Origin of the sequence: Streptomyces coeruleoprunus, from assembly GCF_039542925.1 — a bacterium.
In the GTDB taxonomy this organism is placed as follows: Bacteria; Actinomycetota; Actinomycetes; order Streptomycetales; family Streptomycetaceae; genus Streptomyces; species Streptomyces coeruleoprunus.
The window spans coordinates 877,155-896,475 of record NZ_BAABIT010000001.1 but is presented as its reverse complement, the minus strand read 5'-3'; the positions used below and the strand labels follow the sequence as shown (position 1 = coordinate 896,475).

The 19,321-nt window shown below is 74.7% G+C and carries 15 protein-coding genes; 8 read left to right on the top strand and 7 right to left on the bottom strand.

The window, feature by feature from the left end; all coding sequences use genetic code 11:
* The first annotated feature begins 2 nt into the window (after window positions 1-2).
* Window positions 3-1,091, top strand: coding sequence for a rhamnogalacturonan acetylesterase (locus tag ABEB09_RS04175; protein WP_345687203.1), 1,089 nt, complete (start codon window positions 3-5; stop codon window positions 1,089-1,091).
* Window positions 1,092-1,157: 66 nt separating this feature from the next.
* Here the strand turns inward: ABEB09_RS04175 and ABEB09_RS04170 are convergent, their stop codons facing one another.
* Entirely contained in the window at window positions 1,158-2,561 is a 1,404-nt protein-coding gene (locus ABEB09_RS04170; protein WP_345687201.1) for a glycoside hydrolase family 10 protein, read from the bottom strand.
* Window positions 2,562-2,755: 194 nt separating this feature from the next.
* On the opposite strand from ABEB09_RS04170, the gene ABEB09_RS04165 reads away from it, so the two are divergent.
* Window positions 2,756-3,757, top strand: coding sequence for a LacI family DNA-binding transcriptional regulator (locus ABEB09_RS04165; protein WP_345693833.1), 1,002 nt, complete (start codon window positions 2,756-2,758; stop codon window positions 3,755-3,757).
* 36 nt (window positions 3,758-3,793) lie between these two features.
* On the opposite strand, the gene ABEB09_RS04160 is transcribed toward ABEB09_RS04165, so the two are convergent.
* From ABEB09_RS04160 to ABEB09_RS04145, 4 genes are all read right to left on the bottom strand, one after another.
* On the bottom strand, window positions 3,794-4,996 hold the full coding sequence (locus ABEB09_RS04160; protein ID WP_345687199.1) for an NAD(P)/FAD-dependent oxidoreductase: 1,203 nt from the start codon (window positions 4,994-4,996) through the stop codon (window positions 3,794-3,796).
* 581 nt (window positions 4,997-5,577) lie between these two features.
* Window positions 5,578-6,402 (bottom strand): carbohydrate ABC transporter permease, encoded by an 825-nt coding sequence (locus ABEB09_RS04155; RefSeq protein WP_345687197.1) that lies wholly within the window; start codon window positions 6,400-6,402, stop codon window positions 5,578-5,580.
* Window positions 6,399-7,340 carry a carbohydrate ABC transporter permease gene (locus tag ABEB09_RS04150; RefSeq protein WP_345687195.1) on the bottom strand — a complete coding sequence of 314 codons (942 nt, stop codon included), beginning with the start codon at window positions 7,338-7,340 and terminating at the stop codon, window positions 6,399-6,401. Before ABEB09_RS04150 ends, ABEB09_RS04155 begins: the two co-directional genes overlap by 4 nt.
* A gap of 6 nt (window positions 7,341-7,346) precedes the next feature.
* The gene (locus ABEB09_RS04145; protein ID WP_345687193.1) at window positions 7,347-8,663 is read right to left on the bottom strand and encodes an extracellular solute-binding protein; all 1,317 of its coding nucleotides are present in this window, start codon (window positions 8,661-8,663) and stop codon (window positions 7,347-7,349) included.
* Window positions 8,664-8,882: 219 nt separating this feature from the next.
* Between ABEB09_RS04145 and ABEB09_RS04140 the strand changes: the two genes are divergently transcribed.
* A complete protein-coding gene (locus ABEB09_RS04140) occupies window positions 8,883-11,156 on the top strand; it encodes a beta-xylosidase/alpha-l-arabinosidase (protein ID WP_345687191.1) in 2,274 nt (757 codons plus the stop codon).
* A 7-nt stretch (window positions 11,157-11,163) separates the two neighbouring features.
* Here the strand turns inward: ABEB09_RS04140 and ABEB09_RS04135 are convergent, their stop codons facing one another.
* Both ABEB09_RS04135 and ABEB09_RS04130 read right to left on the bottom strand, forming a co-directional pair.
* A complete protein-coding gene (locus tag ABEB09_RS04135; RefSeq protein ID WP_380840598.1) occupies window positions 11,164-11,595 on the bottom strand; it encodes a hypothetical protein in 432 nt (143 codons plus the stop codon).
* Between the two features lie 5 nt (window positions 11,596-11,600).
* Window positions 11,601-12,131, bottom strand: a complete 531-nt coding sequence (locus ABEB09_RS04130) for an ATP-binding protein (RefSeq protein WP_380840600.1) — start codon at window positions 12,129-12,131, stop codon at window positions 11,601-11,603.
* A 249-nt stretch (window positions 12,132-12,380) separates the two neighbouring features.
* On the opposite strand from ABEB09_RS04130, the gene ABEB09_RS04125 reads away from it, so the two are divergent.
* The 5 genes from ABEB09_RS04125 to ABEB09_RS04105 all read left to right on the top strand — a co-directional run bounded on the left by ABEB09_RS04125 (window position 12,381) and on the right by ABEB09_RS04105 (window position 19,321).
* Complete coding sequence (locus ABEB09_RS04125; RefSeq protein ID WP_345687187.1) at window positions 12,381-13,247, top strand: helix-turn-helix domain-containing protein; 867 nt, start codon at window positions 12,381-12,383, stop codon at window positions 13,245-13,247.
* A complete protein-coding gene (locus ABEB09_RS04120; protein WP_345687185.1) occupies window positions 13,248-13,484 on the top strand; it encodes a DUF397 domain-containing protein in 237 nt (78 codons plus the stop codon).
* A gap of 79 nt (window positions 13,485-13,563) precedes the next feature.
* Entirely contained in the window at window positions 13,564-14,391 is an 828-nt protein-coding gene (locus tag ABEB09_RS04115; protein WP_345687183.1) for an SAM-dependent methyltransferase, read from the top strand.
* A gap of 154 nt (window positions 14,392-14,545) precedes the next feature.
* A complete protein-coding gene (locus ABEB09_RS04110; RefSeq protein ID WP_345687181.1) occupies window positions 14,546-15,250 on the top strand; it encodes an ABC transporter ATP-binding protein in 705 nt (234 codons plus the stop codon).
* Window positions 15,251-15,367: 117 nt separating this feature from the next.
* Window positions 15,368-19,321, top strand: a complete 3,954-nt coding sequence (locus tag ABEB09_RS04105) for an FtsX-like permease family protein (RefSeq protein ID WP_345687179.1) — start codon at window positions 15,368-15,370, stop codon at window positions 19,319-19,321.

The window sequence follows — 19,321 nt, the reverse complement described above, 5'->3', positions numbered from 1 at the left end:
CCATGGCCCGGATCGGACGCCCGGCCCTGCTAGCGGCCGCGGCCCTCACCGCACTGACCACGGCGCTCCCCGCCGTTCCCGCACACGCCTCCGCACCGCCCGGCGGCCCCGGCACCTACGGCCGCGGCCTCGACCACTGCACCGGAACGGCGCCCGTCGTCTGCCACTTCGACGTGGCACCCGGCACGTACGACGTCACGGTCACCCTCGGCGGGGACACCGCGGGCGCAACCTCCGTCACCGCCGAGACCCGGCGCACGATGCTCGCCGAGACGCCCACCGCCGCCGGCGAGCGGATCACCCGCGCGTTCACCGTCGACGTGCGCACCCCGGAGGGCGAACCCACCGGCCCCGCGGGCTCACCCGGCCTCGACCTCACCTTCGCCGGACCCGCGCCCGCCCTCCACGCGATACGCGTCACGCCCGCCCCGCGCGCCCGGAAACTCGTCCTGATCGGCGACTCCACCGTGTGCGACCAGCCCGGTGCGCCCTACAGCGGCTGGGGACAGCAGCTGCCGCAGTTCCTGCGCCGCGGCCTCGCCGTCGCCAACCACGCGGACTCCGGAGAGTCCACCGTCAGCTACCTGTCCGACCCGGCGCTGTTCGCCACCACCCGGGACCGGATCCGCCCCGGCGACCTGGTCCTCGTCCAGCTCGCCCACAACGACAAGCAGACCGACGCGGCCACCTACCGGGCCAACCTCACCGCCCTCGTGGAGGGCGTCCGTGCCCGCGGCGGCGAACCCGTCCTCGTCACCCCCGTCGTCCGCCGCTGGTTCAACGCCGACGGCACCCTGAACAACGGCACCGCCCTCCTCGTCAACGGCCTCGGCGTCGACCACCCCGCCGAGATCCGCGCCCTCGCCGCACGGCTCGGCACCCCGCTCGTGGACCTCACCGCCCTCACCAAGGCACGGGTCGAGGAACTGGGCCCGGAGGCGTCGAAGGCGCTGTACCTGACGGCCGAGAAGCGCGACAACACCCACACGTCCGTGCGGGGCGCCACGGAGTACGCCGGCCTCGTCCTGGCCGAACTCCGGGCACAGGGCCTGCTCGGGCGGTCGGTGCGGGAAACGGAGGACGGCGCGTAGACGAGGTGGGGGCCGTACGGCGTGAGGCCGCACGGCCCTCCTGCCCGTTCGTCCGCGTCGCGGCCGTCACACCGTGCAGGCCGCCCCGTTCAGGGTGAAGGCCGTGGGTGCCGTGTTGGCGCCCGACCACGAGCCGTTGAAGCCGAACGTGGCGGTGGCGCCCGGCGCGATGGTCGCGTTGTACGAGGCGTTGGACGCGCTGACGGCGGTGCCCGACTGGGTGACCGTGGCGTTCCACGCCTGGGTGACGCGCTGCCCGGACGGCCACGTCCAGTCCAGCCGCCAGCCGTTCACCGGCGCCGTGCCGGTGTTCCTCACCGTGACCTGCGCGGTGAAGCCCGTACTCCACTGGTTCTGCACGCCGTACGCCACCGTGCAGCCGCCCACGGGTCCGGGCCCCGGGCCGGTGCCGCCGTCGGTCCAGCCGAGCGCCTCGGCGATGCCGTAGTAGGCGGGCTTGGGCCGGTAGTTCTCGTCGTACGGCGTCGCCGCGCCCTGCCCCTCGAAGAAGTCGGGGATCCACGAGTCGGAGTCCGTGAACCCCCACACGGTGACGCCCGCGCAGCGCGCCACGGCGAGACACGCCTGCGTGACGGCCTTGTAGTCGGCCTTCTGCTGGGCGAGCTTCGCGTCGGTCGCCGGGAGCGTCATCCGGATGTCCAGCTCGGTGACGGCGACGTCCACGCCCAGGTCGGCGAAGCGCTGGATGTTCGCGCGGAGCGTCGACGGCACCTGGCCGACGATGAGATGGGCCTGGAGGCCGACGCCGTCGATCGGGACGCCCTGCGCCTTCAGCGACCTGACCAGGTTGTACATGGCGTCGCTCTTCGCGTTGATCCCCTCGACGTTGTAGTCGTTGAGGTACAGCTTCGCGGCCGGGTCGGCGGCCCGGGCCGCGCGGAACGCCTCCGCGACGTAGCCGTCGCCCAGCACGCGCTGGAAGACGGACTGGCGGCGCGTACCGTCCTCGTTGAACGGCTCGTTGACCACGTCCCAGTGGTCGATCCGGCCCTTGTACCGGCCGGCCTCCGTGGCGATGTGGTCGGCCACGACCGCCCGCAGACCGTCGGCCGTCCAGCTGCCGTTCTCCACCCACGAGGGCAGCTGGCTGTGCCAGACCAGGGTGTGGCCCCGGACCTTCTGGCCGTGCGCCTCGGCGAAGTCGACCACCGCGTCCGCCCCGGACCAGCGGAAGTCGCCCCGTACCGGCTCGACCGAACCCCACTTCATCTCGTTGCCGGGGGTGAGGGAGTCGAACTGCTGGGCGGCCACGGTGGCGTACGTGCCGTTCAGCTTGGACGCGGTGACGGCGGTCCCGTAGTAGATGCCGTGCGCGGCCGCGAGGTCCCGCAGGACCGGTTCGGCGGCGGCCCCGGCGGGGGCGGCGCCCGCGGGGGCGACCGCGCCGGCCACCAACAGGGCCGTGGCCGAGATACCGAACGCGGCTCTGCGTAAGCTCTGGAGCTTCATGGACGTCCCTCTCATGATGGCTTCACGTCTCCTCCGGTCTTCCGGAAGACTGCTGCAAAGTTTCGAGAGTGCGTCCGGAACGGTAGAGGCGTGCGGGGCAACCGTCAACGGAGGTGGGGGAATTGGCAGCGGACAGCACGACGACCGGCAGCGGGACCGGTGACGGGTCGGAGGGCCGGACGGCCAAGGCGAAGGTGACGATCACGGACATCGCCCGGGAGGCGGGGGTGTCCGTACCCACCGTCTCCCGGGTCGTCAACGGCAGGTCCGACGTGTCCCCGGCCACCCGCGCCCGCGTGGAGGACCTGCTGCGCGCCCACGGCTACCGGCGGCGCCCCAGCGCGCCCGGCGACCGCGCCGCCCTCCTCGACCTGGTCTTCAACGACCTCGACAGCCCCTGGGCCGTCGAGATCATCCGGGGCGTCGAGGAGGTCGCGCACGCCGCCGGCATGGGCACCGTCGTCTCCGCCATCCACGGACGCAGCGGCGACGCCCGCCAGTGGATGCGCAACCTGCGCGCCCGGGCCTCGGGCGGCGTCATCCTCGTGACCTCCGTCCTGGAGCCGGTCTTTCACGAGGAGCTGCGCCGCCTCGGCGTCCCCCTCGTGGTCGTCGACCCGGCCGGCTCGCCCGCTCTGGACGCGCCGACCGTCGGCGCCACCAACTGGGCGGGCGGCCTCGCCGCCACGGAACACCTGCTGCGCCTCGGGCACCGCAGGATCGGCTTCGTGGCCGGGCCGCCCCGGCTGCTGTGCTCGCGCGCGCGGCTCGACGGGTACCGGGCGGCGCTGGAGGGCGCCGGGATCGCCGTGGACGAGTCTCTGATCGTGCCCGGCGACTTCTACCACGCGTCCGGGTTCACCGGCTGCAACACGCTCCTCGACCTGGCGGAGCCGCCGACGGCGCTGTTCGCCGCCTCCGACCAGATGGCCCTGGGCGCCATCGAGGCGCTGCGGCGGCGGGGGCTGCGCGTACCGGAGGACATGAGCGTGGTCGGTTTCGACGACCTTCCGGAAGTACGGTGGTCGGCGCCGCCGCTGACGACGGTGCGGCAGCCGCTCGCCGAGATGGGCAAGGCGGCGGTGCGGGCGATCCTGCGCCTCACGCGGGAGGAGGAGCTCGACGCGCCACGCGTCGAGCTCTCCACGGAACTGGTCATCCGCGCCAGCACCTCCCCCCGCCCCGCCACCGCTTGACCCCTGCGGCGCGCGGCCCCGGCCGCACGGGCGGGGTCAGGCCGCCGCCTCCGCCCGTGCGCCGATCCGGGTCGCCTGCCGTACGACACGCCGGCGCCGGGACGGCAGGCCCGCCGTCGGGTTGGCGACGCCCCAGGCCGCGCCCTTGCAGATCAGTTCCTTGTAGACGGCGGCCACGCGGCCCGTCAGGGCCCGGTCGACCGCTCGGTCGTCGGCGGTGACGAACTGGATCAGGCCCTCCTTGCGGCCCAGCGAGACGCACTGCTGGAAGTAGCGGATGGGGATGCGGCGGACCTTGGTGCCGGCGAGGCGGGCCGCGAGGGCGTCGGCGGCCTGCCAGGCCATGGGGACGCCCGAGGCGCAGGACATGCGCAGGGGCTTGCCGCCCGGGCCGGTCGCCATCGCCGCGTCACCCACGGCGTACACGTCCGGGTGGGAGACCGAGCGCATCGTGGCGTCGACGACGATCTGGCCGCTGTCGGTCAGTTCCAGGGTGGTGGCCCCGGCGATCGGGTGGACGGCGAAGCCGGTGGTCCAGACCGTGACCTCGGCGCGGACCGTCCGGCCGTCGGCCGTCGTCACGGCGTCCGCCGCCACGGCGGTGACCGCGGCGTGTTCGTGGACCGTGATGCCGAGCTCGTCCACCACCTTGCGCAGGTGGGCGCGGCTCTTGTCCGAGAGCCAGTCGCCGAGGCCCCCGCGGACGGCCAGGGCGACGTCGAGGTCCGGGCGGGTCTCCGCGATCTCGGTCGCGGCCTCCAGGCCGGTCAGGCCGCCGCCGACCACGACCACGGGCCGGCCGGCCTCCAGGCGGGCCAGGCGCTCGCGCAGCCGGAGCGCTCCGGGGCGGCCGGCGATGTCGTGGGCGTGCTCGGTGACGCCGGGGACGCCCCCGTCGTTCCAGCCGCTGCCGAGGGCGTAGACCAGCGTGTCGTACTCCAGGTCCTCGCGCTCGGGGCCGCTCGTGGCGGTGACCGTCACCGTCTTGCGGTCCACGTCCACGGCGGTGACCTTCGCGAGCTTCAGAGCCACGCCCGTGCCCGCGAACATCTCCCTGAAGGGCCGGGGCGTGAGGTCCTGGCCGACCGCGAGCTGGTGCAGCCGGACGCGCTCGACGAAGTCGGGCTCGGGGTTGACGAGGGTGATGGCGACGTCCTCGCGGTGCAGCCGCTTGGCGAGGCGGCCGGCGACGACGGCTCCGGTGTAGCCGGCTCCGAGGACGACGATGCGGTGCTGCATGGACCTGCTCCTGTCTGCGAGGGTTCCACCGCTGTCTTGCGCGGTTTCGCCCCTTGAACCGGGCAGCCCTGCGATTCCTGACAGGCTCGGGATGTGAAGCACGTCACATCGGGTCGGAGGGTGTGGAGCGGGGCTTTCCGTGGTCCGCGCCGAGGACGGCACCGGTCGACACCTGCCGTGTGCGGCGGAGCCGGCCTCCGCTCGCGCGCAGGCCGGCTGCAGGGCGATACCCCCTCTTCCGCGGTCAGCCCGTCTTCACCGGCCCCGCCGACGCGGCGCCCCCCCGGGGGCGACGTCCGCCCGGCTCGGCGACGGGCCACGGCCCGTGGGGCCCTCGTCGACGCCCACGGCACCGCCCGGCACCGGTCCCACCGCGGTGGGGGCCTCCTCGTGCGCCCAGAAGGTCCTGTCCGTACGCCAGGTCACCTGGCTGGACGGGTTGGTCGGACTGCGCCGCGTGCGGCGCGGCGGTGGCGCTGCTCGCGGGGCGGCGGGCCCGACGCCCCGCCATACGAGATCCCGCAAGCCAGGCCCCCCTGCCCGGAGGGAACCGGGCGGCCCACCCCCGGTGGCGCCGCGGGTCACCCCTTCGTCGCGCCCGCCGTGATGCCCCCCACCAGTTGGCGTTCCGCCAGGGAGTAGAAGGCGAGGGCCGGCACCATCGCCAGCACCAGGTACGCGCAGACGCGTGCCGTGTCCGCCGCGTACTGGCCCTGGAACTGCTGCACGCCCACCGGCAGCGTCCACCACGACGGGTCGTTGAACACCAGCAGCGGCAGGAAGAAGTTGTTCCAGCTGCCCACCACCGCCAGCACCGACACCGTCCCCAGCGCCGGACGCGCCATCGGCAGCAGGATCCGCCAGAAGAAGCCGAACGGCCCGCAGCCGTCCAGCGTCGCCGCCTCCTCCAGTTCGCCCGGGATCTCCCGGAAGAAGCCCCGCAGGATCACGATCGTCACGGGCAGCCCGAACGCCGCCTGCGGCAGGATCACCCCCAGCGGGTTGTCCAGCAGCCCCATCGACCGCAGCAGCAGGAACAGCGGCAGGACCGCTACCGCGAACGGGAACATCAGGCCCATCGTGAACAGTGTGAACAGCAGCTCCCGCCCCCGGAACGCGAACCGGGCGAACGCGAACGCCGCCAGCGCCGACACCGCCACCACCACGACCGTCGAACCCACCGCGACGAGCGTGCTGTTGCCGACCAGCCGCCAGAAGCCGGCCGAGCCGAGCACGCCCGTGTAGTTCTCCGTCACCCATGGCGCGGGCAGCCCCACCGGGTTGCGGGACAGCTGGTCCGTGGACTTGAACCCGGACAGCACCGCGTACAGCAGCGGCACCGCCATCACCGCGCCGACCGTCACCAGCACGGCGTGCGGCGACAGCGCCCGTACGATCCGTCTCATCGTCCCCCGCCCCTCATCGTCGTCGTGGCGCCCGCCAGGTCGCGGCGGAGCACGAAGCGCTGGTACGCGACGGCGAACACCAGGCTGATGGCGAACATCACCACGCTGATCGCGCTCGCGTAGCCCACCTGGTAGCGCTTGAACCCGTACTGGAACATCGTCACGGCCATCGTCTCGGAGGAGTGGACCGGACCGCCGGCCGTGGTCACCCACACCAGGTCGAACAGCTGGATCGCGCCGATGACCGAGAGGAAGACGCTGATGCGGAGTGTGGGGCCCAGCAGTGGCAGGGTGATGCCGCGGAAGCGCTGCCACGGGCCCGCGCCGTCCACGATCGCCGCCTCGGTCAGTTCCCGCGGCACGGACTGGAGGGCCGCCAGGTACAGCATCATGTGGAAGCCGAAGTACTTCCAGGTCATGACGAGGAACAGGGTGCCCAGCACCGTGGACCGGTCGGAGAACCAGCCGCCGCCCAGGCCCGTCAGGCCGACCGCGTCGAGCACGTGGTCCGCCAGGCCCTCGCCCGGCGCGAAGATCATGGTGAACAGCACGCCGGTGACCACTTCGGAGAGCACGTACGGGGCGAAGAACAGCATCCGGTAGACGGCCCGGCCGCGCAGCCGCTGGTTCAGCAGCACCGCCATGGCCAGTGCGAACGGCAGCTGGAAGGCGAGGGAGAGGACGACCAGGACGAGGCAGCGCCAGAGGTCGCCGAGGAACACCGGGTCCTGGAAGAGGCGGAGGAAGTTGTCGGCGCCCGTGTAGTCCGTCGGGGCGCCGAAGCCGCCCCAGCGGAAGGCGGACGTGTACAGGGCGTAGAGGATCGGCAGCAGGACCAGCAGGCCGAACAGCAGCAGTGCCGGCAGCTGGAAGGAGAAGGCGGTCAGCCACAGGCGGGGGCGGGCGGCCGGTCTCGGCCCGGCGGTGGAGGGCGTCATCGCGGCCTACTGCTCCCTCGCCGTCCGCGTGATCGCCCCGGTGACCTCCTCGGGCATCGCCTCGCCCGCGATCAGCTCCGCGACGCTGTCGTTGACCTGCTGGCCGACGGCGGGCGCGTACGCCTGGTCGAGGTAGAGCTGGAAGCCGGTGGCGCCGGACAGTTCGCGTGCCACCGCCTTGAGGTTCGGGTCGGTGACGGCGTCGTCGACGCCCTTCACCACGGGCAGGACGGCCGTCTCCGCCACCAGCTTGCGCTGCGAGGCCGTCGACGTGAAGAACTCCAGGAAATCGACGGCGGCCTGCGATGCTCCCGTCCGTACGGCGTGCCCGCCGCCCCCGCCGAACACCTCGGTGCGTGCGCCGCGTCCGCCGTCGACGGCGGGGAAGGGGAAGAACCCGAGGTCGGCGCCGAGGCCCCGCCCGGCGTCCTTCTGCACGTCGGGCGCCCACTGGCCCATCAGCTCCATGGCGGCCCGGCCGTTGGCGACGGTCGCGGCCTGTCCCGCCGGTGTGGAGTAGCCCGCGCCGAGGAAGCCCCGCTGGAACGGCTGGAGGGCCACCAGTTCGGCGAGGTGGCGGCCCGCCGCCACGAACGCCGCGCCGCCGAAGTCCTTCCGGTCCCCGGCCTCCTGGAGGGCGCCGGCGCCGCCGGTCCGCATCGCGAGGTACGCCCAGTAGTACATGCCGGGCCACTTCTCCTTGCCGGCCAGGGCGAGCGGGACCACCCCGGCGGCCTTGAGGCGGCGGACCGCGTCCAGGAAGCCGGACCAGGTGGCGGGCGGGGCCGTCAGCCCGGCCTTCCGGAAGAGCGCCTTGTTGTACCAGAAGCCGACCATGCCGATGTCGAACGGGACGGCGTACGCCTTCCCGCCAACCATGTACGGCTCCGTCGCCACCGGCAGCAGCGTGTCCGACCAGCCGGCGGTCCGCCCGGACAGGTCCTCCACGAGGCCCGCCTCGACCTGCTGCCGCAGCACGCCGCCGCCCCAGGTGTGGAAGACGTCCGGCAGTTTCCCGGACGCGGTGAGGGCGGTGAGCTTCGCCTTGTACGCCTCGTTCTCCAGCGTCACGATCTTGATGCTGACCTGCGGGTTCCGTGCTTCGAACGCGCGGGCGAGGCCGGCCCAGACGGACTTCCTGGGCTCGGTCGTCGCGATGTTCCACCACTCCACGACCGTCCGCCCCGAGGAGTCGGTGGCCGTGCCCGAGCCGCCGCACGCGCCGAGCGCGGTCATGCCCAGTCCCGTGGCGGCGGAGGCGGCCAGGAAACGGCGCCGGGACAGCGGGCGGTGGGGCACAGCCGGGTGAGCAGGGTCGCCCATGAGGAGCTCCTCGTACTGGAAGTTTTCTGAAACTCTCCGGAAGCGCGCTGCTGCCGCACCCTAGGGACGCCGCACCGCACGTGGCAACCCCCTGTGCCTCACCAACTCACTGTCGTTTCACTGCCGTTGACAGAGGTGTGCCGAGGTCGTAGCTTCGCCAGTCAGCCGTCCGAGAATTTTCTGCATCCTTCCGGAACAACATGGGGATCAAGGAGTTCCATGGCCCACCCCTGGCAGGACACCACGCTGCCCGCTCCCGTCCGCGCCGCCGATCTGCTGGCCCGGATGACCCTGGAGGAGAAGCTCGCCCAGCTGGCCGGCGTCTGGCCCGGCTCCACCGGCGACGGCGGCGAGGACGTCGCCCCGCTCCAGCACGAGGTGGCCGAGGACATCGACCTCGACGCCCTCCTGCCGTACGGACTCGGGCAGGTGACCCGCCCGTTCGGCACCGCACCGGTCGAACCCGCCGAGGGCGCCGCCCGGCTCGCCGCGCTCCAGAAGCGCGTCGCGGGCGCCAACCGCTTCGGGATCCCGGCCCTCGCCCACGAGGAGTGCCTGACCGGCTTCACCGCTTGGCGGGCCACCGTGTTCCCCACGCCCCTGGCCTGGGGCGCCACCTTCGACCCGGAGCTGATCGCCGAGATGGCCGCCGGCATCGGCGCCACGCTCGCCGCCGCCGGTGTCCACCAGGGCCTCGCGCCCGTCCTCGACGTGACCCGTGACCCGCGCTGGGGCCGCACCGAGGAGACCATCGGCGAGGACCCGTACCTGGTCGCCACCCTCGGCACCGCCTATGTGCGCGGACTCCAGTCGGCCGGTGTCGTCGCCACCCTCAAGCACTTCGCCGGGTACGCCGGTTCACGCGGCGCACGCAACCACGCCCCCGTCTCCATCGGCCCCCGCGAACTGGCCGACGTCGTGCTGCCGCCGTTCGAGATGGCCGTACGGGACGGCGGGGCCCGCTCGGTGATGGCCGCGTACAACGACCTCGACGGACTGCCCGCACACGCCCACCGGCCGCTCCTCACCCGGCTTCTGCGGGAGGAGTGGGACTTCGGCGGCACGGTCGTCGCCGACTACTTCGGCGTCTCCTTCCTGGAACTGGCCCACCGCGTCGCCGCCTCGCCCGCCGGGGCCGCCGCCCTCGCCCTCGACGCGGGCGTCGACGTCGAACTGCCCGCCGTCCGCTGCTACGGCACGCCCCTGCGTGACGCCGTCCGCACCGGAGCCGTCCCGGAGGACCTGGTGGACCGCGCCGCCCTCCGCGTCCTGACCCAGAAGTGCGAACTGGGCCTGCTGGACCCCGACTGGTCGCCCCCGGCCCCGCCGGCCTCCCTCGACCTGGACCCGCCGCACCTGCGCGCGCTGGCCCGCCGCGTCGCCGAGGAGTCCGTCGTCGTCCTCGCCGACACGGCCGGGGTGCTCCCGCTGCGACCCGGCGGCCGCATCGCCGTCGTGGGCCCCCTCGCCGACGACCCGGCGGGCATGCTCGGCTGCTACAGCTTCCCGCGCCACGTCGGCGTCGAGCACCCGGAGCTGCCCCTGGGCGTGGACGTCCCCACGCTCCTCGACGCACTGCGCGCCGAACTGCCCGGCACGGACCTCGTCACCGACCCCGCCGACGTGGCCGGCGCCGACCTGTGCGTCGCCGTCCTCGGCGACCGCTCGGGCCTCTTCGGACGGGGAACCTCCGGCGAGGGCTGCGACGCGCCCGACCTCGAACTGCCCGACGGCCAGGGCGCCCTGCTCGACCGGCTCCTCGCCACCGGCACGCCCGTCGTGCTCGTCCTCCTGACCGGCCGCCCGTACGCGCTCGGCCGCTGGGCGGACCGGCTCGCGGCGGCCGTCCAGGCGTTCTTCCCGGGCGAGGAGGGCGGCCCCGCCGTCGCCCGCGTCCTCACCGGCCGCGTCGAACCCTCCGGCCGCCTCCCCGTGAGCGTGCCGCGCGACCCCGGCGGCCAGCCCTGGACGTACCTCGCCCCGCCGCTCGGTCACCTGAGCGAGGCCAGTTCCCTCGACCCGACGCCGCTCCACCCGTTCGGCCACGGCCTGTCGTACACGACGTTCGCGTGGACCGCCGCGGAGGCGACCGCCACCGCCCTCCCCACGGACGGCGAGACCGGCATCGCCCTGACCGTCCGCAACACCGGCACCCGCCCCGGCACCGAGGTCGTCCAGCTCTACCTCGACGCTCCCGCCGGCCGCTACGCCCGCCCGGTCGCCCGCCTCATCGGGTACGCCCGCGTCCCGCTCGCCCCCGGCGCCGCGGCCCGTGTCCGCTTCGCGTTCCCGGCCGACATCGCCGCGTACGCGGGGCCCGACGGAACCCGGCACCTCGATCCGGGGCCGCTGGACGTGCACGTGGCGGCGTCGAGCACCGATGTCCGCCACACGCTCCGGCTCTCGCTCACGGGTCCGTCGCGGACGGTCGGCCACGACCGCAGAATGCGCTGCGAGGCGACCGTCGAACCCCTGGGTCCGAAGCGAGGTTGACGGTCGGTCAGGGGCGGGGCTCCAGGTCCGGGACCGACCAGGCGGGCGCCACACCGGTCAGTTGACAGACCATCAAGTAGAGCGGGATGGGCGGCGTGTACGGGGAGGTGCTGCCCGGGCGGTGGATCAGCCGGGGCCGCCGGTCCGGTACGTACGCGTCCGGCGCGTAGCAGGCGGGCAGCGGCCAGCGCAGCTCCGCGTCGGAGCCCGCCGGGACGAGCCACCACCACCAGTCGCTGTCGGCGAAGACGCAGCCGTTGCCGGGCAGCCGCGTGAGCAGCCGGAACCCGTACCGCGCCGGTACGCCGACCGCGTCGCAGCCCAGCGCCGCGGGAAGGTGCGGCGGCGGCGCCAGCCGCACCTCGCCGCAGGCGGCGGCCGCCCCGCCGAAGGGCGCCCCGGGCTGCCGGGTGCCGTTCGGCGACAGCAGCGAGACCATCGACCTCAGCACGGGTCCGCCACGCCGTGGACCAGCTCCGCCCAGACGACCCGCCCGGCGCCGTGCCGGGCGTCATGGGCGCCCCAGGCGCTGCTCACGGCGTCGACGAGGAGCAGTCCGCGGCCGCACTCCTCGGCCTCGGCGGTCCGCAGACCGGGTCCCGTGACGGGACGGCCCTCGTCATGGACGGCGATGCGCAACCGCTCGCCCCTGTCGCGCAGTTCGCACACGACGCGGCCGCTGCCCGTGTGGACCACGGCGTTGGTGAACAGCTCCGAGACGACCAGCTCCGCCGTGTCGCGCACGTCCTCGTCGATGCCCCACAGCAGCAGCCGCTCGGAGACCAGGCGGCGGGCGCGGGAGACGGACTCGGCGCGCGCGGGCAGCTCGAAGGCGAAGCGGCGGAGGTCGGGCGTCGGCTCGGCCGCCCGGGGGGCCGGGTGCGGGGTGCCGTGCGCCGCGCGCGTGTGCGTCGCGAGCCGGTCGTGGGGTGCGGCGTGGGCGTGTGGTGTGGCGTTGCGCGGTCGCGGGGCCATGAGCTGGGGGGTGAGCGCATTACCAGGTGCCACGACCGATTCCTAACGGGGAAGCGGCGCCGTGCGCGGCATCTCTCCGGGGCAGAGCGCGCGGCAGCCGCGTGAACTGGTTCACCAACTGGTTCACCGGAATACTTTCCTCCCGTCGTACACACTTGGCAAGTGGCACTCTGAAAAATGCAGAGTGCTGTGTTCTCTCTGTCTTCCGCATGGCACACTCGACGAAACGAGCGCGTGGGGAGGTCTGAAGTGAGCGAGCCGCGGTCCGCCCCCACCGTGGGACAGGTCGTTCTCGGCAAGCGTCTGCAGGATCTGCGGGAAAGAGCGGGTCTCAAGCGGGAGGAAGCCGCGAAGGTGCTGCGCGTGGCCCCGGCCACGATCCGCAGGATGGAGACCGCGGAAGTCGCCCTGAAGATCCCGTACGTCCAGCTGCTCCTCAAGGAGTACGGGGTGGACGCCGACGAGGCCGACGCGTTCGTCCGGCTGGCCGAGGACGCCAACAGGCCCGGCTGGTGGCAGCGCTTCCACGACGTGCTGCCCGGCTGGTTCAGCATGTACGTCAGCCTGGAGGGCGCGGCGAGCCTCATCCGCGCCTACGAACCGCACTTCGTGCCCGGCCTCCTCCAGACCGAGGAGTACGCGGCGGCCGTGCTGCGCGCCGGCGCGGTCGGCCAGGTCGGCCCGGACGAGATCCAACGCCATGTGGCGCTGCGCATGGAACGGCAGCACCTGCTCACCCGCGCCGACCCGCCCAAGTTCTGGGTGATCATGGACGAGACGGTGCTGCGGCGCCGCCCGCCCGGAACCGGCCCCGACGTCATGCGGGCCCAGCTCGACCGGCTCCTGGAGGCCACCGAGCTGCCCCACGTCACCCTCCAGGTCGCGGAGTTCGCGACGGGGCACCACCCCGGCACGTACGGCCCCTTCGTGCTCTTCCGGTTCGCCGTGCCCGAACTCCCGGACATGGTCTACAGCGAGTACCTGACCGGCGCCGTCTACCTCGACGCGCGCCCGGAGGTGGCCTCCCACCTCGAGGTCATGGACCGCATGGCGGCCCAGGCCGCCACCGCACAACGTACGAAGGAAATCCTCCGGGCTTTCCGCAAGGAGCTCTGAATGGTTCGCATATACAACGGCATGCCCGCCGCCGACCTCGGTGCCGAGGGCTGGCACAAGCCGTGGAGCGGCGGCAACGGCGGCAACTGCGTCGAGGCCATGAAGCTGGCCGACGGCAGGGTCGCCGTGCGCCAGTCCGCCGATCCTGACGGCCCCGCCCTGATCTACACCCACGGGGAGATGGCAGCCTTCATCCAGGGCGCCAAGTCGGGGCAGGCCGACTTCCTGCTCACCTGACGAGGAGCACCGCCGTGCACCACCCCCGCCCTTGTTCTTTACCGCACCCTCCACCGACCGAAGACCACTGGAGTGGCAGATGACCGGGAACGACACCGACGCCGCCGCGGCACGGCCCGCCGTGCAGATCGACACCAGCAAGCCGCACCCGGCCCGTATGTACGACTGGTTCCTCGGCGGCAAGGACAACTACCCGGTCGACGAGGAGATGGCCCGGCAGCTCCTCACCATCGACGCCCGCGGCAGGGACATGGCCCGCGTCAACCGGGCGTTCATGCACCGGGCGATCCGCTGGCTCGGCGCCGAGGGGGTCCGCCAGTACCTGGACATCGGCACCGGCATCCCCACGGAGCCCAACCTCCACCAGATCGCCCAGCAGGTCGCCCCCGAGTCGCGGATCGTGTACTGCGACAACGACCCGATCGTCCTCGCCCACGCCGAGGCCCTGCTGCGTTCCGCCCCCGAGGGCGCCACCGAGTACATCCAGGCCGACGCCCGTGACCCCGAGGCGATCCTGGAACACGCCGGCAAGGTCCTCGACTTCACCCGGCCGGTCGCGCTCTCGCTCCTCGCCCTGCTCCACTTCGTGGACGACGAGGACGGCGCCTACGAGCTGGTGGGCCGGCTCGTCGACCGGCTCCCGCCCGGCAGTTACCTCGTCCTGTCGCATGTCACCTGCGACTTCGACCCGGAGGGCGCCGCCAAGGCCCGCGCCGTCTACCGGGGCCGCGGCCTCACGCTCAGGCCGCGTACCCGGGAGGAGTTCGCGCGGTTCTTCGACGGCCTCGCGCTCGTCGAGCCGGGCGTGTCGCTGACCGCCGAGTGGCACCCGGAGCTGGGTGAGCCCGTCCCCGTCGCGGGCGACGACCCGATCCCCGGCTACGCCGCGGTCGCCCGCAAGGTGTGACCGCCCGGCCGTACGGGCCCCGGGCGGACTCCCCGGGGCCGCACGGTCGTTGTCGCGCCGGGAGAGGCACCGCATACTGGGGCCGCGTGTCCGGGCCGCGTCGTCGGCGGGACGACGGGGAACGCGGCGAGCACGGGGACTCGGGGGGCTCCTGATGAGTGACGGCACCACCATGGTGCGGGTGACGGACCTGCACCGCTCCTACGGCTCGGGAGCCACCGCCGTGCACGCCCTGCGCGGGGTGTCCTTCGAGGTGGCCCGCGGCGAACTCGTCGCCCTCAAAGGGCGGTCGGGCTCCGGCAAGACCACCCTCCTCAACCTCGTCGGCGGCCTGGACACCCCGGACCGGGGGAGGATCGTCGTCGACGGCACCGACCTGGCCACGCTCGACGAGGACGGGCTCCTCGCCCTGCGCCGCGACCGGATCGGCTTCGTCTTCCAGTCGTTCGGGCTGATCCCCGTCCTCACGGCCGCCGAGAACGTCGGCGTACCGCTGCGGCTGCGGAAGACCGACCCCCGCGCCCGCGAGGAGCGCGTCGCGCTGCTCCTGTCCCTCGTCGGCCTCGCCGACCACGCCGAGCAGCGGCCCGGCGAACTCTCCGGCGGCCAGCAGCAGCGCGTCGCCGTCGCCCGCGCCCTCGCCAACCGGCCGGCCCTGCTGATCGCCGACGAACCGACCGGCCAGCTCGACGCCGAGACCGGCCTGCGCGTCATGGAACTGCTGCGGGCCGTCGTGCGCAGCGAGGGCCTCACCGCGCTGGTCGCCACCCACGACAGCCAGCTCCTCGACCTCGCCGACCGGGTCCTCGAACTCCACGACGGGGTGGTCGCCGAGCCCGTAGAACCCGCGCCGCGCTGAGATCACGATCCCATCAAGTCTCGCCTTCGGTCGTGCCGTTGACGGGAAGGCCCGTGCGAGCATTTCGTTCCGAATGACCTTTCGAACGGGGTGCGCCGGGCAGGCGAGGGGGAGCCGGTGACGGGGCTGTTGTTCCTGCGCGTACGCGGACACCACGGGCCGCTCGCCGCCGCGCTGCTGGCCATCCTCACGACCACCACGATCCTCGCCACCCTGGCCGCGTTCGCCGGCTCCGCCGGGGACGCCGGGCTGCGGCACGCGCTGCGCACCAGGGACGCGGCCGCCGCCGCGCTCCTCGTCACCACCGAGACCACCCGCACCCCACCGGCCGCCGCCGACCGGGCCGTCCTGCGCGGCGCCCGCGAGGCCTTCGGCCAACTGCCCGTGACCCTGAGCCGGTTCGACCTCTCCGGCCCCTACGCCCTGCCGCGGCCCGCCGCCGCCCGCGGCGGCGAACCCGACCTCGCCGAGTTCGGCGCCGTCGACCGCTCCCGGGTCCGCCTCACGGCCGGCAGCTGGCCCGCGGCCGCCGGGCCCGGACCCGGCGGCGTCACCGAGGTCGCGGTGCCCGAGGCCGCCGCCCGGCGCCTCGGGCTCACCCCCGGCCCACGGACGGTGCGGCTCACCGGACGCATGGATGCCCCCGACGTCCTCGTCCGCGTCAGCGGCGTCTACCGCCCGGCCGACCCCGCCGACCCGTACTGGCAGCTCGACCGGCTCGGCGGCCGCGGCGTCCGCACGGACACGTTCACCACGTACGGTCCCCTCCTCACCCACCCGGCCGCCCTCGGCACCGGACGCATCCCCCGGCGGCAGATGTCCTGGCTCGCCACCGCCGACTTCGGCACCCTGCGCGCCGACCACGTCGACGCCCTGCGCACGGCCGCACGCGAAGCGAAGGAGTTCCGCGCCGCGCGGCCCGAACTGGCCGGGGACGCCGTCGTCCGCACCGCCCTGCCCGACACCCTCGACCGGCTGGAACGGGCCCTCCTCGTCTCCCGCGCCACCCTCCTCGTCGTCTCCGCCCAGCTCGCGCTCCTCGCCGGCTACGCGCTGCTCCTCGTCGCCCGGCTGCTGACCGCCGGGCGCACCGCCGAGACCCGGCTGCTGCTGGCCCGCGGGGCGTCCCGCCGCCGCGTCGCCTCGCTCGCCGCCCTGGAGGCGCTGCTCCTCGCCCTGCCCGCCGCCGTCTGCGGGCCGCTCCTCGCCGGCCCGCTCACCCGGCTGCTCGCCGAGCGGGGCCTGCCGGGCGGCGCCGGACCCCTCCTCGACACCGGGCCCACCCCGCAGGTCTGGCTCACCGGCGCCGCCGTCGCCCTGGCCTGCGCGGCCGCCGTCGCCACACCCGCGCTCGGCGCGGCCCGCACGGCGGGCGGGCGGCCCCGCACCCTGCCCGCACCGCTGCGGGCGGGCGCCGACCTCGCCCTCCTGGCCGTCGCCGCCGTCGCCTACTGGCAGCTCGGCCGGCGCACCTCCGGCTCCGGAACGCTCACCGCCGACCGCGAGGGACGCCTCGGCATCGACCCGCTCCTGGTCGCCGCCCCCGCGCTGGCCCTCCTCGCCGGCGCCGTGCTCACCCTGCGGCTGCTGCCCCCCGCCGCCCGGCTCGCCGAACGCCGCGCCGCCCGGGGGCGGGGTCTGACCGCGCCGCTCGCCGGCTGGCAGCTCAGCCGCCGGCCGCTGCGCGCCACCGGTCCCGTGCTGCTGCTCGTCCTCGCCGTCGCGCTCGGGATGCTGACGATCGGGCACGGCGCGTCCTGGGACCGTTCGCAGGACGACCAGGCCGACTTCAGGGCGGGCGCGCCCGTGCGCGTGCTCGGCGGCGGCACCGAGCCCTTCGGCCGGGGCGGCGCGTACGGCGCGATCCCCGGCGTGCGCGCCGCCGTGCCCGCCGCCCGCCTCGACTTCGGCCTGTCCGGCGGACGGCGGGCCACCGTCCTCGCCCTCGACACCGCCATGGCCCGGGACGAACTGACCCTGCGGCACGACCTGGCGGACGCCCCGCCCGACCGCCTGCTCGCACCGCTGGACCCCGCCTACGCGGCACCGGACGCGAAGAGCCCGCCCGCGCCGCCGAGGAACACACCTCGGCCACCGCAGGGCACCACATCGCCCGGGCACGACGCCGCAGCATCCGCGGGCGCCTCCGCATCGGCCGCACGGGGCTCCGCGTCGCGCGTGCAGGGCTTCGCATCGTCTGGGCAGGACGCCGCAGCCTCTGCGGGCGCCTCCGCATCGGCCGCACGGGGCTCCGCGTCGCGCGTGCAGGGCTTCGCATCGTCTGGGCAGGACGCCGCAGCCTCTGCGGGCGCCTCCGCATCGGCCGCGCCGGGCTCAGCGCCGCCGGCGCAGGGCAGTGCATCGGCTGCGGGCTTCTCCGCATCGGCCGCACGGGACTCCGCATCGCCCGGGCGGGGCGCTGCATTGGCTGCGGGCGCCTCCGTATCTGCCGCGCCCGGCTCCGCGTCGCCCGTGCAGGGCACCGCATCGGCTGCGGGCTTCTCCGCATCGGCCGCGCGGGGTTCCGCTACGGCCACGCAGAGCGCCGCGGCGTCCGCGAGCGACTTCGCATCGCCTGCGCAAGGCGCCGCAGCGTCCGCTGCTGACTCCGCAACGGCCGCGCAGGGCGCCGCGGCGTCCGCGCGAGGCGCCTCTCCGTCGCCGTCGAGCGCCGCCCCGGCCGCCATCACCGTGCCCGGGGACACCGCGCGCCTCGCTCTCGGTCTCACGCTGGACGGGGGCTCCGGGCCCGGCCGTGCCCGCGCTGCGGATCTCACCCTCACCGTCGAGGACCGTCACGGCGTGCCGTACCGGGTGCCCCTCGGCGCCCTGCCCGCCGACGGCCGGCCCCGTACGCTCACCGCGGACCTCGCCCGCGCCGCCGGGGCCCCCGACGGACGGCCCGCCGGGCCGCTGAGCCTCACGGCTCTCGACATCGACCAGAGGGGACAACCCCTGCGGACCGTGCCCGCGCGGCTCACCCTCACCGCGCTGCGGGCCGTCACGGCCGACGGAGCCCCGCGCCCCGTCACCGTGCCCCCGGGCCTGGACTGGCGGGCGAGGGCCACCGTCGCGCCCGGCCACGACCCCCAGGACGAGCGGCAGGCGCCGCCCGCCGTCACCGGGGTGCGCTCCACCTCCGCCACGCCGCTCGACCTGGCGTACCACCCGGGCAGGACCGCCCCCGACGCGTGGCCGCCCGGCGAACGGATCGTCACCGTCCGCGTCACCCTGGGCGCACCCGCCACCTCGCCGCCCGCCGCGCTCGCCACCGACCGGTTCCTGGAGTCCACCGGAGCCCGCACCGGCTCCGTCGTCCGGGTCCCGATGCCCGGCGGCGACCTCACGGTGAGGATCGCCGGGACCCTCCGCGCCCTGCCGACGACCGGACCCGGCGCCGGCGCGGCCACCGGCGGTGAGGACGGCGGCGCCCTGCTGCTCGACCTGCGGGCCGTCAACCGGGTCCTGTCCGCCCGCCCCGGTTCCCCGCCGCCGAGCCTGCCGCCCACCGAATGGTGGCTGTTCACCGCGCCCGGCGCCGCCGACCGGGCCGCCACCGCCCTGCGGAACAGGGCCGACACCGACCCCGCCCAGGTCGTGGTGCGCGACGAGATCGCCGCCCGCCTGCACGGCGACCCGCTCGGCGCCGGCCCCCGCGCCGCCCTGCTCGCCGCGACCGTGGCCGCCGCGCTGCTGGCCGCCGTGGGCTTCGCGGTGAGCACGGCCGGCGCCCTGCGGGAACGCTCCGCCGAGTTCGCCGTCCTGCGCGCGCTGGGCGCCCCGCGCCGCCAGACCGCACGGCTCGTCGCCCTCGAACAGTCCCTGCTCATCGCGGTCGCCCTGGTGATCGGGCCCCTACTGGGCGCCCTCCTCACCCGGGCCCTGGTCCCCTTGGTGGTCCTCACCGGCGAGGCGACCCGGCCCGTCCCCGGCGTCCTGGTCGCCCTGCCACCCGGGCGGATCGCCCTGCTGCTCCTGGCCGTCGCCGCGGCCCCGCTGGCCACCGTGGCGGTCACCGCCCTGCGCGGCGCCGACCCGGCCACCGCCCTGCGCGCCCGAGGAGGCGAGTGA

Excerpts from the sequence above, each read along its gene's own strand:
- ABEB09_RS04175 (WP_345687203.1), top strand. The coding sequence starts at position 3 with ATGGCCCGGATCGGACGCCCGGCCCTGCTAGCGGCCGCGGCCCTCACC.
- ABEB09_RS04170 (WP_345687201.1), bottom strand. The coding sequence starts at position 2,561 with ATGAAGCTCCAGAGCTTACGCAGAGCCGCGTTCGGTATCTCGGCCACG.
- ABEB09_RS04160 (WP_345687199.1), bottom strand. The coding sequence starts at position 4,996 with ATGCAGCACCGCATCGTCGTCCTCGGAGCCGGCTACACCGGAGCCGTC.
- ABEB09_RS04155 (WP_345687197.1), bottom strand. The coding sequence starts at position 6,402 with ATGAGACGGATCGTACGGGCGCTGTCGCCGCACGCCGTGCTGGTGACG.
- ABEB09_RS04150 (WP_345687195.1), bottom strand. The coding sequence starts at position 7,340 with ATGACGCCCTCCACCGCCGGGCCGAGACCGGCCGCCCGCCCCCGCCTG.
- ABEB09_RS04145 (WP_345687193.1), bottom strand. The coding sequence starts at position 8,663 with ATGGGCGACCCTGCTCACCCGGCTGTGCCCCACCGCCCGCTGTCCCGG.
- ABEB09_RS04140 (WP_345687191.1), top strand. The coding sequence starts at position 8,883 with ATGGCCCACCCCTGGCAGGACACCACGCTGCCCGCTCCCGTCCGCGCC.
- ABEB09_RS04135 (WP_380840598.1), bottom strand. The coding sequence starts at position 11,595 with ATGGTCTCGCTGCTGTCGCCGAACGGCACCCGGCAGCCCGGGGCGCCC.
- ABEB09_RS04130 (WP_380840600.1), bottom strand. The coding sequence starts at position 12,131 with ATGGCCCCGCGACCGCGCAACGCCACACCACACGCCCACGCCGCACCC.
- ABEB09_RS04120 (WP_345687185.1), top strand. The coding sequence starts at position 13,248 with ATGGTTCGCATATACAACGGCATGCCCGCCGCCGACCTCGGTGCCGAG.
- ABEB09_RS04115 (WP_345687183.1), top strand. The coding sequence starts at position 13,564 with ATGACCGGGAACGACACCGACGCCGCCGCGGCACGGCCCGCCGTGCAG.
- ABEB09_RS04110 (WP_345687181.1), top strand. The coding sequence starts at position 14,546 with ATGAGTGACGGCACCACCATGGTGCGGGTGACGGACCTGCACCGCTCC.